This is a genomic window from Staphylococcus sp. HMSC072H03 (assembly GCF_001809305.1).
Taxonomy (GTDB): Bacteria; Bacillota; Bacilli; order Staphylococcales; family Staphylococcaceae; genus Staphylococcus; species Staphylococcus hominis.
In genome coordinates this window covers 232,401-246,636 of record NZ_KV796914.1, presented here as the reverse complement: position 1 = coordinate 246,636, position 14,236 = coordinate 232,401, and the positions used below count along the sequence as shown (strand labels likewise).

The 14,236-nt window shown below is 32.4% G+C and carries 11 protein-coding genes and 1 riboswitch; of the genes, 9 read left to right on the top strand and 2 right to left on the bottom strand.

Going from position 1 to position 14,236, the window contains the following annotated elements; genetic code table 11:
• Both HMPREF2578_RS09920 and HMPREF2578_RS09915 read left to right on the top strand, forming a co-directional pair.
• The gene (locus HMPREF2578_RS09920) at positions 1-1,956 is read left to right on the top strand and encodes an FtsX-like permease family protein (protein WP_049417976.1); all 1,956 of its coding nucleotides are present in this window, start codon (positions 1-3) and stop codon (positions 1,954-1,956) included.
• Between the two features lie 91 nt (positions 1,957-2,047).
• Complete coding sequence (locus HMPREF2578_RS09915) at positions 2,048-2,812, top strand: DUF4064 domain-containing protein (RefSeq protein ID WP_049417974.1); 765 nt, start codon at positions 2,048-2,050, stop codon at positions 2,810-2,812.
• A gap of 95 nt (positions 2,813-2,907) precedes the next feature.
• On the opposite strand, the gene HMPREF2578_RS09910 is transcribed toward HMPREF2578_RS09915, so the two are convergent.
• A complete protein-coding gene (locus HMPREF2578_RS09910) occupies positions 2,908-4,200 on the bottom strand; it encodes an LLM class flavin-dependent oxidoreductase (RefSeq protein WP_049419649.1) in 1,293 nt (430 codons plus the stop codon).
• Between the two features lie 63 nt (positions 4,201-4,263).
• Complete coding sequence (locus HMPREF2578_RS09905; RefSeq protein WP_049382134.1) at positions 4,264-5,013, bottom strand: 3-oxoacyl-ACP reductase; 750 nt, start codon at positions 5,011-5,013, stop codon at positions 4,264-4,266.
• A 123-nt stretch (positions 5,014-5,136) separates the two neighbouring features.
• A riboswitch (TPP riboswitch) is annotated at positions 5,137-5,238 on the bottom strand.
• Between the two features lie 285 nt (positions 5,239-5,523).
• Here HMPREF2578_RS09905 and HMPREF2578_RS09900 point away from each other — a divergent pair.
• The 7 genes from HMPREF2578_RS09900 (at position 5,524) to HMPREF2578_RS09870 (ending at position 14,228) form a co-directional block, all read left to right on the top strand.
• Complete coding sequence (locus tag HMPREF2578_RS09900) at positions 5,524-7,116, top strand: solute:sodium symporter family transporter (protein WP_070508440.1); 1,593 nt, start codon at positions 5,524-5,526, stop codon at positions 7,114-7,116.
• A 90-nt stretch (positions 7,117-7,206) separates the two neighbouring features.
• Positions 7,207-8,409 (top strand): 5,10-methylene-tetrahydrofolate dehydrogenase, encoded by a 1,203-nt coding sequence (locus HMPREF2578_RS09895; RefSeq protein WP_037541500.1) that lies wholly within the window; start codon positions 7,207-7,209, stop codon positions 8,407-8,409.
• Positions 8,406-9,512 carry a hypothetical protein gene (locus HMPREF2578_RS09890; protein WP_017175457.1) on the top strand — a complete coding sequence of 369 codons (1,107 nt, stop codon included), beginning with the start codon at positions 8,406-8,408 and terminating at the stop codon, positions 9,510-9,512. The genes HMPREF2578_RS09895 and HMPREF2578_RS09890 overlap by 4 nt, the downstream gene beginning before the upstream one ends.
• Before the next feature lie 189 nt (positions 9,513-9,701).
• On the top strand, positions 9,702-10,457 hold the full coding sequence (locus HMPREF2578_RS09885) for a zinc-ribbon domain-containing protein (protein WP_049414253.1): 756 nt from the start codon (positions 9,702-9,704) through the stop codon (positions 10,455-10,457).
• A gap of 67 nt (positions 10,458-10,524) precedes the next feature.
• Positions 10,525-11,262, top strand: a complete 738-nt coding sequence (locus tag HMPREF2578_RS09880; protein ID WP_049420725.1) for a zinc-ribbon domain-containing protein — start codon at positions 10,525-10,527, stop codon at positions 11,260-11,262.
• A gap of 217 nt (positions 11,263-11,479) precedes the next feature.
• A complete protein-coding gene (locus tag HMPREF2578_RS09875) occupies positions 11,480-12,211 on the top strand; it encodes a phosphoadenylyl-sulfate reductase (protein ID WP_049379416.1) in 732 nt (243 codons plus the stop codon).
• A 163-nt stretch (positions 12,212-12,374) separates the two neighbouring features.
• Positions 12,375-14,228 (top strand): assimilatory sulfite reductase (NADPH) flavoprotein subunit, encoded by a 1,854-nt coding sequence (locus HMPREF2578_RS09870; protein WP_049414257.1) that lies wholly within the window; start codon positions 12,375-12,377, stop codon positions 14,226-14,228.
• The last annotated feature ends 8 nt before the right edge of the window (positions 14,229-14,236 follow it).

Sequence of the window (14,236 nt, the reverse complement as noted above, 5' to 3'; positions counted from 1 at the left end):
ATGATTTTTCGCTTGGTTTGGACGTTAGTCATTCAGAATTTTAAGACACAGCGTCATATTATAATTCCATTTATTCTAGTAATCAGTATATTATTTGGTATTGAATTTATTTTATTATCCTTAAACATGAATACTTCGCTTCATAAGCATAGTGATGTTATTCCAGTTTTTATTAGTATAGGAAATTTTTTTATGTGTCTATTTGGACTCCTTTTTATTCTTTATGCTAATCGTTTTATTATGCGACATCGTCAAAAAGAGCTGGCCATGAATATGATTTTGGGTATGGAAAAAAAGCATTTTAGGTTAATGCTGTTTATAGAAGGAATATATCAATATATTATCATTGGGTGTCTAAGTATTATAGGTGGTTATTTATTTGGTGCATTAACTTATATGTCGTTAAATAGAATATTAGGTTATACGCATGTATCTTTAAAAAAATATCCATTTGATATAAGTGCAATGAAATACACCTTGTTGATGTTAGCAATAATGATGCTATTTTTATTTATTGTCAACAATATAAAAATCACTTTTCAAAGTCCTATTAAGTTAATACAACAACAACATCCAACGGAAAAACAATGGTCCAAACCTTTACTCTATATCTTATTGATTGTTGGGATCATAACTGTTGTTGACAGTTATATGATTGCCTTAAAAGATACACTCATTTTGGTTTCACTACGTAATATTTTTATTGCCCTTATTTTAGTGACAATAGGAACGTATTGCTTATTTATATCATTGAGTGTCTTAGTGATAGATTGGCTTCAAAAGATTCCAAGTATTTATTATCGACCTAAATATTTTTTTACTATTTCTGGATTACGTTCAAGAATGAATTCTAATTCTATTGGTTTGGCTAGTTTAACCATGCTATGTACTTTTCTTATTGTGACTCTAGGCATGAGCGTCGCTACATATCGTAGTGTAGACCAACGTGCGAATCATTTAATGCCAACACAATATCGTATTGAATTGAGTGGAGATGTGCATCATAGTACTACGAGCAAACACAAAGTACGTCAGCTAGAAAATGAGATTAAGAGACATACTGATATTGATGCTTTCAGAGAATATACAAGTGGAAGTGTTGCAGTCACTTATAAGAAGGGTTCATTTGTAAAGCGAGATAATGAAAACAGTCCATTGGATTTAAATAGTATATATTTAATTGTAATGAATCAGAAAGATTACAATACAATCAATCATACGCACCTGCGACTTAAACATAATGAAATGGGAATATTAGCGAATCATTTCATGTTTCAAAAATTAGACCATATCAAATTAATGAATCAAACATTTAAAACAAATCAGTTAAAAGGAGATCATTTTTCATTTCCAGTTCCAGGTGGAGTCACACTTGTTACTCATAATGTAAATCAACAACGTCAATTGATTCATTATTATCAAACAACAGCAAATATTAACTCATACATTGCTTTTAATCTTAAAACAAAAGATACACAGTCCATAGATCATATTAAGTCTAAATTGATGAAACAATATGATATTCAAATTGATAATAAAGATGAATTAAATAAGGATATGTTTGATATTTATGGTGGTCTCATTTTTGTTGGCACTATTGTTTCTTTAGTCTTAATGATTGGTACATTTACGATGATGTATTACAAAAATATTGCTGAGGGATATGAAGATCGGAAAAACTATCGAATTATGCGTCAAGTAGGTTTAGAAGAAGAACGGATTAGATCTGTTATTCATGACCAAGTAGTTATTATTTTTACTTTACCTATTATAGTATCTATGATACATGTACTATGTGCTTCTAAAATGATTTATACTTTGCTTGGTATTTTAGATGTTAATGATATAAAATTATTTTTAACAACTTATATTGGTGTCTTAGTGTTCGTAATGATAATCTATGCTTTGATGTATGTAATGACGTCTCGTGTATATTATCGTCTCATTCATCGTTGATATATTAGTAAAAAGAAATCCTCATTCTTATATATAAATGAGTGTAAGACTTTAGACAGTAGGGTATAAGGATAAAAAAGGAGGCGGAATAATGGCGAAACAATATGATGATGCAACAATTAGAAATAGTAACAATAACATTAAACGTACTGGGGAACACGTTCTTACTTGGATAGGTGTTGCGATTCAAGCATTAGTTGCAATTATGTTTTTAATGATTAAACCATTTATTGGTAATGCTGATTTTAAAGAACAAATTATTAACGAAACACAAAAGCAAGGCAATGAGGTTTCTATAACAGAAATAAATAATGGTATGGATGCATTAGGTGGTTTATTTAATTTCTTTACATGGGGCGCGTTCATTCCATTAATTCTTGCAATTATTGGTGGTATTTTAATTAATAAAAAACCTAAACTTGCAGGTATCTTATTAATTATTGCAGGTATTTTAGCGATTGCTACAAACTGGATTAGTTTAATTTTATGGTTAATTGCTGGTATTATGTTACTTGTTCGTAAACCTAAGTATGACGTGTATGGCAATGGCGGTTATAATGATCATTACAAAAGAGACCATCATGATGTAAATGCAAATAATAATGCATTCATTTTGAATGAAGAAGAAGAAAAACAGCAACAACGTTATATTAAAGATCATTATTCAAATAAAGATCAAGCAGCGGACAATAATAATGAAAGAGAGCACGATACACACGTAAATGATTCAAAGGATGACGACTATCGTGATCAACGTTATTCAAATCATAAAACGAATAAACGAAGTAATGATTTTATTCAAGATGAAGCAAGAAAGCTTCAAGAAGAAAAAGATAACGATCCATACAAATATTAATAATATGATATATAAAAGCGATGGTATTCCTAAGTTAATACCATCGCTTTTTACGTTAATTTCTACTATATGGTTTGGATAAAATATATTAGACATTAAATTAAATCTAAGTGTTCTCTTAGTGTAGAACCTTTATACTGATGTCGATATAAGCCACGACGTTGTAATTCAGGTACAATGAGTGTAACCACGTCGTCTAAACTATCTGGTAAAGAAGGTGGCATTAAGTTAAATCCATCTGCAACACCCGCATTAAACCAGCGTTCCATTTCATCTACAATTTCTTTTGGCGTACCTATGAGTGTCAGATGTCCACCCCCCGCATTAAGGTAACTTAGCAGTTCTCTGACAGTAGGTTGCTTATCTTGAATAATTTCTAAGATGGTTTCATATCGACCGACGGGACCGTTAAACTCTTCTAAAGAAGGTAGTTTAGGCACAGGAGCATCTAATTCCCACTGACTACAGTCTTGTTGAATGAAAAAACTGAGTTGCTTTAAAGCGGCTTTGATAGGAAGTCGTTGATCAAGTTTTGCTTTCTTTTTCAATGCTTCTTCATGTGTATGACCTACATAAGTGACTAGTCCAGGAAAGACTTTAATATAACGCTTGTGGTCATGTTGTGCCATTTCACTATCTAAGCGCTCGCGATAACGTTTTGCTTGCTTCATATTCCAAGAAACAGAATATACTGCATCTGCATATTTTGTAGCTAATGCAATACCTTGTTTAGATGCACCTGCTTGCATCGCCACAGGTTTTCCTTGAATGCTACTTGGTGTTGTTAATGGTCCATGAACTTGAAAATATTTGCCATTGTGGTGAAGCGGTTTGATATTGCGATTTATCATTGTATGATGATGCCGATTTGGTTTGAAATCTTCAGTATGCCAAGAATCAAACAATCCATTCATGACTTGAGCAAACTCTTCTGCTTTCTTATAGCGTTCATCATGATTGGGTAGATGGTCCATGCTGTGATTTTGAGCTTCGGCATCTGTCATGGAAGTGACTAAATTCCATCCCACTCGTCCACCACTAATATGATCTAAACTAAGTAACTGACGTGCTGCAGTGAATGGATTAGAAAATGTACTTGAAATGGTAGGAACTAATCCAACATGTTGTGTGACTTGAGATATAGCAGTTAAGTTAATCAGTGGATCAAACCAAAAACTTGGCATAGAAGTATAGCTAGGGATAAAAGACTGATTATCTGCGAAAAAGACTACATCTAACAACCCTTTTTCAGATAACTGAGCTAATTCTTGATAGTATTGAATATCACCGATACGTTCAATACTTGAATTGGGAAGTTGCCAAGCAGCTTGATGATGACCACATCCATAGATTAATATACCGAGATGAAGTTGATGTTGATGGGTCAATTTAATTTCTCACTCCAATGTTCATTTTATTTCTATTCTAAGATAAGGAAGACCAGTTATATATTAATTCATGGTTAAACCACCATCGACAGTAATATTTTGACCAGTCATACCATCTGCTGCTTCGCTACTTAAATAAGCAACCATATTAGCAACATCTTGTGGGGTAGTCACTTTACGTAATGGCGTAGTCTGTGCAATTAAATCAAAAACGTCTGGTGTAGTGACAGCACTAGCATCAGTTGTTTTAAGCAATCCTCCTGACACTACATTAGCAGTAATACCATATTGCCCTAATTCGGCTGCAACATTACGCGTGAATCCAATCAATCCAGCTTTAGCTGTTGTGTATTCATGATATGGGACAACGGGATGTTGATACAAATTTGTGCCAATGCTTACAATGGCACCAGAACCACGTTCTATAAATTGCGGAATGACACTTTGAGTAACATTAAAAGCGCCTTTTAGGGTACCATCAATTTGTTGTTGATAGTCTTCCCATGCTAAGTCTTTAAATGCCTTTTGCGCATTAGGATCGAATTTAAAATTAACTAATGCGTTATTGACCACAACGTCAATTTTTCCAAAATGATGTGTTGCCTCATTAACTAAACGATCAACTTCATCACGTTGTGTGACATCTGCTTGAATTGCGATAGCTTTGTCACCAAGCTCCTTTGCAAGTGCCTCAGCCGCTTCACGACTTTGATTGTAATTAATGATTACTTCAAATCCTTGTGTAGCTAATGTTTTTGCAATGACCGCACCTAAACCACGGCTACTTCCCGTTACTAATACTGTTCTCGTCATAAAGATCGTGCCTCCATTTACTTCATTTACAGCGAAAAAATATGCAACCTTCACATTAGGAAAGTTGCATTAAAATAGATCTATCATTATTGAGAACAGTTTGACACATCTCAACAGGTCATCTTATTTTATACGACACTTTCCTACGCTAGTATAAGCTAGTTCAGGTTCAAAGGGTTTGAGGTTACACCTCATCTCAGTTTTAAAACACCCCTAGTGCATATGATTTAACTATAGTTTCACTTTATGCCTTCTATTATCAGAAGTCAAGCGCTTCCATTAAAGAATATATTGATTACTTTTTTATTTGAATATAAAAATAAAAATTTATATAATTTATTTTTATAATAATTTTCAATTATATGATTGAAAATCAGATATACCGTGGTTAAAATAGAAGTTACACTAAATAGGTGCTTTATAGGATAAGTAATAAACAGTTTAACGTTGAATGAAGATTTAACGTTTTTATTTTTTGCAAATAAAATATTGAGGAGAGCGACACGTATTATGAATTGGCTAGCAATTATTTTATTTTTAGCCGTTGTTATGGGGGTCAGTCTTTATGCGTTCTGGCGTTCAAAAAAAATAAAGACTGATAGTGCAGATGGCTATTTTATGGGAGGCAATAGTTTAACAGGATTTACGATTGCCTCAACGATTATTATGACTAACCTATCTACAGAACAAATTGTAGGGCAGAATGGTCAAAGTTATGGTAAGGGTATGGAAGTGATGGCTTGGGAAGTCACAGCTGCTGTAGCAGTTGTCTTACTTGCATGGATATTCTTACCAAAATATTTAAGGTACGGTGTGGATACCATTTCTGAATTACTTGAAATGCGTTATGGTACCTTTACTAAACGTTTCGTTTCTATATTATTTATTTTCACTTATATTGTATCATTTTTACCAGTTGTCTTATATTCTGGTTCATTAGTATTTAATAAAATGTTTAGTATTGGGGAATACTTAGGAGTAAGTGATGCCACAGCAACGATTATTATTGCATTTGTCATTGGTGCAGTAGGTGTTATCTACTTATTCATCGGTGGTTTGTCACTGAGCGCATTTAGTGATTCAATCTATGGTGTCGGATTAATTATAGGTGGTTTGATTATTACAATTTTAGGTTTACATCATTTAGGTGATGGGAATTTTGTAAAAGGATTCGACCACATGGTCCAACGTACGCCTGAAAAACTAAACGCTTTTGGGGCCATTGATTCAGATGTTGTTCCATGGCCAACATTATTCTTTGGTATGTTCTTTAATAATTTATTCTTTTGGTGTGCGAACCAAATGATTGTACAAAAAGCCTTAGCTGGTAAGAATTTAAAAGAAGCACAAAAAGGTGCGATATATTTAAGTTTATTCAAGGTATTTGGTCCTATTTTTACAGTGATTCCTGGTGTTATTGCATATAATTATTTCAATGGGGGTATAACATCTAATGATAATGCTTATCCTGCATTGATTCAGGCGATTTTACCTGATTGGGGCTATGGTTTATTCGGAGCAGTTATTTTTGGAGCCATATTAAGTTCATTTGTTGGATCATTAAACAGTACAACAACACTCTTTACTTTAGACTTTTATAAACCTATTTTTGGTAAGCGTGCTTCAGATCAACATATTGCACGTGTCGGTCATATCGCGACAGTTGTGATTGGCATTATTGTAGTAGGTATATCTCCACTTATTGCCCTTTTCCCAAGTGGATTATATGCGATTGTGCAACAGTTCAATGGTGTATATAGTATGCCAGTACTTGCATTGGTCTTAGTTGCATTTTATTCTAAGCACACATCTAAACTAGGCGCTAAAGTAGCTTTAGTTACACACATTGTGTTATATGCTGCAATTAGTTTTATGGTGCCACAATTAAATTATTTATATACTTTTAGTTTTATGTTCTTTATTGATTTAGCTATTATACTTGTCTTTAATAAATTTAAACCTTCCAATACGTTTGACTTAAATACTAATAAAGCTAAAGTGGATCTTACACCTTGGAAATATCGTTATATTACAGGCGGTATTGTTCTAGGTTTAGTAGTACTTGCTTACATTATCTTTTCACCACTTGTACTTGCTAAATAATCATTTATAAATAGGTGTACGTTTGAAAAGAGTAGACTTTTTCGACGTACACCTTACTTTATATATTTATAAAGAAAGGAGGATAACACAATGCACAAAATCGGTTTGATACCTTCACCGGGTGTATCTCATAAACACGTAGAAGCTGTTATTCCAGATGTAAAAGAACAGCTGAATCAACGTGTGAATGATCAACAAGAATGGGTATTTCAGCTCCACGTTGATTTAATGATTGGCTCAGCTGAAGATGTACATGAAAGTATTGATAAAGCGGCAAAAATGAAAGAGAAACATGATTGGGATTTTGTTGTATGTATTACAGATTTACCAAGTATTTCTGGAAATAAAGTAGTGATTAGTGATTTTAATAATGATAAACAAGTAGCGATGCTATCTTTACCTTCATTAGGTTGGATAGACCTACGACGAAAATTAAGAAATAGTTTAACTTCTATTATTGAACAATTGTATTATTCAACTTCAAGAGTGGCTCCCAAGATTCATCCTCTTATACATCCTAAAGCAGTAGAACCAAATGAAGATGAAACGCCAAAGCAACGTTATATTCATCGATGGTTTATTCTCAGTTGGATTCAACTTATTTTAGGGTTAACACGAGCAAATGAACCATGGAAAAATATTTTTAATTTCAAAAAGATTATTTCAGTTGCTTTTGCAACTGGGACTTATGTATCGATTTTCTCCATGCCTTGGGAGCTGAGTATACAGTACTCCATAATAAGATTTATTATACTTATGCTTATTGCTATCCTAGGTATGACAGGCTGGTTACTCTATGCACATCAATTGATTGAACGTAAAACGGCTAAGTCACAGCGTGTGTATCGCTATATTTATAATTTTACTACCGTATTCACATTATTTATTATTACACTTTTAAATTATATTATTTTATATCTTTTATTAGCGATAAGTGTATCATTGTTTGTTCCACCAAGTTTATTTAATCAATGGACCAGCGCACATCCTCATTTTACATTTATAAATTATGTAAAATTAGTATGGTTTGTATCTTCACTAGGTTTACTTGCTGGGGCAATGGGGTCTACTGTAGAGAATGAAGAGAAAATCCGTCAGATTACTTATTCGTATCGACAATATCATCGTTATAAAGAAGCAGAACAAGAGAAGAAAGAAAAAGAACAAGCTCAATCATCTTCTCATGATGCATCAAATCAACAAGTTGAAGAAAGTGCATCCAATAAACAAAATAATGATAATCAACAAGATGAACATAAAAAACAAGATCATAGAGAGGAGGAAACAACATGAGTGAAGAAAAATTAATTGGTCTCGTTGTGGCGCCAGGAGTGACAGAGAAATTAGCACAAAGTTTAATTAATGACATACCCAATATATTATCAGAACAAGATAATCATCAACGTGACTGGAAAGTTGATCTCGTGGTGGATCCTCTTACTGGTTTTGCGGAAAGTGTGGAAGAAATATTCAAAAAAATTCAAGATTATCATAATAAAAGAGAATGGGATTATGTTGTAGGAATTACAGACTTACCTATGTTCTATCATCAAAACGTACTTGCTTTAGATATTAATAAAAAAAATGGCGCTGCAATATTTTCATATCCTGCATTTGGATGGCGTCCTGTAAAGAATCGCTTTAAACATGCTATCGTAACCATTATTAATGAACTTCATTATTCTGAAAGAGCGCATATAGGTTATGATGACAATAATAGGGTTAAGAAAGAAATCAATAAACAATTTCCTTTTTCACGTATTGAGAAAACAGAAGTACATTTAAAAGAAACAGGAAACAATCATTTAAGATATTTATCAAATTCACGCAGTCTTGGAATGATACGACTTGTCAGTGGGATGACCTTTGCGAATAACCCACTGAATATGATGGCAAGTTTAAGTAATATTGTAGCGATTGCTTTTACGACAGGTGCATTCGGATTGATTTTTTCAACCATGTGGAATATGGGTCTTGATTTTTCTGTATGGCGATTATTTGGAATTTCCATCATGGCAATTTTAGGTATGCTCGTTTGGATAATGGTATCCCATGGTTTATGGGAATCTACAAAAGAAGCTAAGCATAAAAGAATTGTAATGTTATATAATTTAACAACTATCATGACTTTATTTATAGCCATTGTTATATATTATATGATTTTATATTCATTATTCTTAATAGCAGAGCTGGTTTTATTACCTCCAGGATTCTTAGGACAACAAGTAGGTTTAAAAGGACCAGCCAGTGTTCAACTTTATTTAAGTATTCCTTGGTTTGCAACCTCAATATCTACTGTTGCAGGAGCAATAGGTGCAGGTTTGCTTAATGATCAATTAATTAAAGAAAGCACATATGGTTACCGTCAAAAAGTACGTTATGAAAAGAATAACTAATTAGTAATAATGAAGTGAGAAACACTTCATTATTATTTTTTTATATAATATAATAAATTTATAGAAAACATCTTTAAAGTCATTTAAAATAATGAATAAATATAAGTGTGAATGGATTAAACTAAGACACAGACAACCTACAACACGAACAGAATTATGTGCATCATAAGAAAGAAAGTAGGTAACATCATGAAATTTTGTCCACAATGTGGAAATCAAATTAAAGAAGGTCAATCATTTTGTAATAAATGTGGTAGTGATTTAAAAGTTTTTAAACAATATAGAGAGAATCAATTATATGAAAGTGCGGCATCTCAAAAAAACAAAAGGTGGCCATATATTTTATTCGTAATACTTATAGTAGCTATTTTAATTTCTGGAGGTTTAACATACTATTTCTTTTTTGTGAAACCAGAAATGGTAAAGAGTGAGGAAGTGACAAGCACACATCATAAAACTAAAGAAGACATCAAAAAGACAGTGAGACAAGGAGAGAAAAAATCTAAACAAAAAAATGATAAAGAGATACGTATGAAGTCTCCAAATATTGATGTGATGTCCGAAGATTTTGAAAATACATATTTAAAGAGTGATTGTAGAGACGGCTATTATGGTATTAAGGTAGGTATGACAAAAAATGAAGTTGAAAAATTAATAGGTAAACCTACAGGCATATTGGAAGTGCCAGGGTTCAAATGGAAATCAACGAAATATGGAAATATTACAGTAGATTATAGCCCTAATAATGAAGAAGGTAAGGTAATAGCAGTAGGCGTAAGCCCAGATAATGTAAAAGTAGATGATTTTTTAAGTCGCTATTATTCATATGATAGTTATACACCTACTGAAATTATTTATAACAATGATAAAAGTAACGGATATTTAGTTGCAGTTGATATTGATGGCAATCATATTGCAAAAATTCAGTGCTTAGCTGAAAGATAAAAACAGATATCAACATGTTCACAAGCATCTAAGAATTTAACCTCAAGAAGTGAAAGTAGGTAATAAAATGAAATATTGTCCACGTTGTGGGAATCATATTCATGAAACTCAACGCTTTTGTAATCAATGTGGGAATGATCTAGAAGCATTTGAGCAATATAGAAATCAAATGATCACTAATTCAAAGCGAAAAAAATGGTCTTTTATTGTAATTGTCATTTTAGTTATTGCAATGATTGTCGTAGCATGTTCGACGTATTATTACTTTTTTGTCAGACCAGTAGATGCACCTAAAAAAGATACACCAGTGCATCAAGTATCTAAAAAAGATAGTGAAGAAGGTAAAGTTCCAAATGATCCTGATAAGGAAGGGAAAGAAACGATAGAGAATAAGAAATCACCACAGATTAATGTAATGAGTGATGATTTCTTAGAAAATTTCATGCATAAAAATACATTGAATGGATATATGGGGATAAAGCCAGGAATGACTGAAAAGGAAGTTGAGAGGATAGTTGGAAAATCAACAGGAAAAATTCATATTGATGGTATGGATCATGAATCTATTAAGTATGGAGATTTGGCAGTTAATTACGATCCACACTCTAAAGAAAAGATTGTCACTTCAGTGGGAATTGCTCCAAATAATATAAGTGAAGAAGAATTTATAAGTCATTACAATAATTATGATAAAAGAAATTTTAGAGATATTGTTTATAACAATATCAAAGGAAATGGTTATGAAATTGTAGTATATTTAGATGGAGATAAGGTGGGACTTATATTTGCGGTTCCAGAATATTAATAAAAAAGTGCGAGTCCATAATAGGATATTGCACTTTTTTTATTAATATTATTTTTTTAGTTCGAATAAAAAATGTATTTTTATTTTAAAGCAAATATTCCCTAAACTTTCTTGACTTTCTCCTCAAAACTCGTTAAAGTATTAGCATATTATTCTGACAATTCTGATAGGTATTAGATTAATAAATTTGTAAATACTGAGGAGGGACCATAGGTTTATGTCAGTATCAAAGATAACGTATGAGAGTTTTGATGGTGATCCATTTATTGACTCCATTTCTACTGACGACGCGACAAAGGGTGCCTATGAAATTTTAAAATGGGCTTATACTACGTATGGTGAAGATATCGTTTACTCATGTAGTTTTGGGGCAGAGAGCATGGTACTTATTAATTTGATTTATCAAATTAAACCAGATGCTCAAATTGTATTTTTAGATACAGATTTACATTTTCAAGAAACATACGATTTAATTGATAGAGTAAAAGAACGTTTTCCTAAGTTACGTATTGAAATGAAGAAACCAGAATTGACGCTTGAAGAACAAGCTGAGAAATACAATCCTGCATTATGGAAAAATAATCCAAATCAATGTTGTTATATTCGTAAAATTAAACCTTTAGAAGAGGTACTAGGTGGGGCGATTGCCTGGATTTCGGGACTACGAAGAGATCAATCTCCGACTCGTGCTAAAACAAATTTCATTAATAAAGATGAACGTTTTAAATCGATTAAAGTATGTCCTTTAATTTATTGGACGGAAGATGACGTTTGGGATTATATTAAACAGCACGATTTACCTTATAATGAACTGCATGACCAGCATTATCCAAGTATTGGTTGTATTCCTTGTACAGCGCCAGTATTCAATTCAGATGATTCCAGAGCAGGACGTTGGTCAAGTTTTGAAAAAACAGAATGTGGACTTCATGTTGCAGATAAACCGTGATGTAAGGTTTAAAAAATTTTATACAAAAAACATAGTATTCTGATAAGGATTTAAAGATATTCTATATTCGATTTTTACTGGAAAGTCGAATATAGATTACATAATATAGAGATAGTAAGTATTTTAAAATAAAATAAAGATTGAAATGATAGAGGTGGATGAATTGAATCTAAGTGTTACCAATAGTCCTTTTACTGAAGGACAAGCCACACAAATTAATGAATTATTACAGACACTTACACCAGAACAAAAAGTATGGTTAAGTGGCTATTTAGTCGCAAATCAACAACTTACATCAGGAACATCTGACACACAAGGTTCACAAATAGGAGCTGTTTCAAAGGATACTGAAACAATGCTTCAACAAAATGAACCAACAATTCAACCTGAAAAACGAGCGATTACATTATTATATGGTTCAGAAACAGGAAATGCGCAAGGTTTAGCAGAAATATTTGAAGAACGTCTTTCAAATATTGGACATAATGTAACGTTAAAAGCCATGGATGAATTTAAATCTAAAAATCTTAAAAATGTTGAAGATTTATTTATTATTACTTCCACACAAGGTGAAGGAGATCCACCAGATAATGCAGCCGAATTACATGAATTTATTCATGGTAGAAAAGCTCCTAAATTAGAGGGAGTAAGATTTTCAGTACTTGCATTAGGTGACCAAACTTATGAGTTCTTCTGTCAAACAGGTAAAGATTTTGATAAAAAACTTGAAGAACTTGGTGCCGAACGATTATATGAACGTGTTGATTGTGATGTGGATTATGAAGAAGATGCCGAAAAATGGATGGCTAATGTCATTAATACTATTGACTCAGCACCTGAAGGTACACAAAGTGAACAAGTTGTAAGTGAATCAATTAAATCTGCGAAAGAGAAAAAATACTCAAAAGCGAATCCATACCAAGCTGAAGTATTAGAAAATATTAATTTAAATGGTAGAGGATCGAATAAAGAAACACGTCATATTGAATTCTTATTAGATAATTTTGGTGAAGAATATGAAGTAGGAGATTGCTTAGTCGTTTTACCACAAAATGATCCAGCTTTAGTTGAATTACTGATGAGTACATTAGGATGGGATCCGGGAGATCAAATTCAAATCTCAGAAGATGGAGATACGATTTCTTTAGAAGAAGCATTAACATCTTACTTTGAAATTACAAAATTAACGAGACCATTACTTCAAAATGCAGCAGCATATTTTGATAATGAAGCGTTAGAAGACAAAGTTCAAGATAGTGAGTGGATACAAAATTATATTGAAGGTAGAGATTTTATTGATTTACTCAATGATTTCCCACCTGAAGAATTAGAACCTGAAGATTTATATCAAATCCTTAGAAAATTACCTCCTAGAGAATATTCTATATCAAGTAGTTATCAATCATTACCTGATGAAGTTCACATTACGGTTGGTGCAGTAAGATATAATACACACGGTAGAGATCGTTCAGGTGTATGTTCCGTTCAATTTGCTGAACGTATTCAACCAGGAGATACTGTTCCAATTTATCTTAAACGTAATCCAAACTTTAAATTTCCTAAAGATGGAGATACGCCTGTTATTATGATAGGACCTGGTACAGGAATTGCGCCATTTAGAGCACATATGCAAGAACGTGAAGAATATGGTTATAAAGGTAATACGTGGTTATTCTTCGGCGATCAACACTTTACTACTGATTTCTTATATCAAACAGAATGGCAAGAATGGTTAAAAGATGGTGTTCTTGAAAAAATGAATGTCGCTTTCTCCCGTGATACAGATCAAAAAGTATATGTACAACATCGCATTGCTGAACATAGTAAAGAATTTAATGAGTGGTTAGAAAAAGGTGCATCTATCTATATTTGTGGTGATGAAAAAAATATGGCTAAAGATGTACATCAAGCTATTCGCAATGTATTAGTGAAAGAACAAAATTTAACTGAAGAAGATGCTGAAAGCTACTTAAAACAAATGAAAAAAGATAAACGTTATCAACGTGACGTGTACTAAAGAAAGGG

Excerpts from the sequence above, each read along its gene's own strand:
- HMPREF2578_RS09920 (WP_049417976.1), top strand. The coding sequence starts at position 1 with ATGATTTTTCGCTTGGTTTGGACGTTAGTCATTCAGAATTTTAAGACA.
- HMPREF2578_RS09915 (WP_049417974.1), top strand. The coding sequence starts at position 2,048 with ATGGCGAAACAATATGATGATGCAACAATTAGAAATAGTAACAATAAC.
- HMPREF2578_RS09905 (WP_049382134.1), bottom strand. The coding sequence starts at position 5,013 with ATGACGAGAACAGTATTAGTAACGGGAAGTAGCCGTGGTTTAGGTGCG.
- HMPREF2578_RS09900 (WP_070508440.1), top strand. The coding sequence starts at position 5,524 with ATGAATTGGCTAGCAATTATTTTATTTTTAGCCGTTGTTATGGGGGTC.
- HMPREF2578_RS09895 (WP_037541500.1), top strand. The coding sequence starts at position 7,207 with ATGCACAAAATCGGTTTGATACCTTCACCGGGTGTATCTCATAAACAC.
- HMPREF2578_RS09890 (WP_017175457.1), top strand. The coding sequence starts at position 8,406 with ATGAGTGAAGAAAAATTAATTGGTCTCGTTGTGGCGCCAGGAGTGACA.
- HMPREF2578_RS09885 (WP_049414253.1), top strand. The coding sequence starts at position 9,702 with ATGAAATTTTGTCCACAATGTGGAAATCAAATTAAAGAAGGTCAATCA.
- HMPREF2578_RS09880 (WP_049420725.1), top strand. The coding sequence starts at position 10,525 with ATGAAATATTGTCCACGTTGTGGGAATCATATTCATGAAACTCAACGC.
- HMPREF2578_RS09875 (WP_049379416.1), top strand. The coding sequence starts at position 11,480 with ATGTCAGTATCAAAGATAACGTATGAGAGTTTTGATGGTGATCCATTT.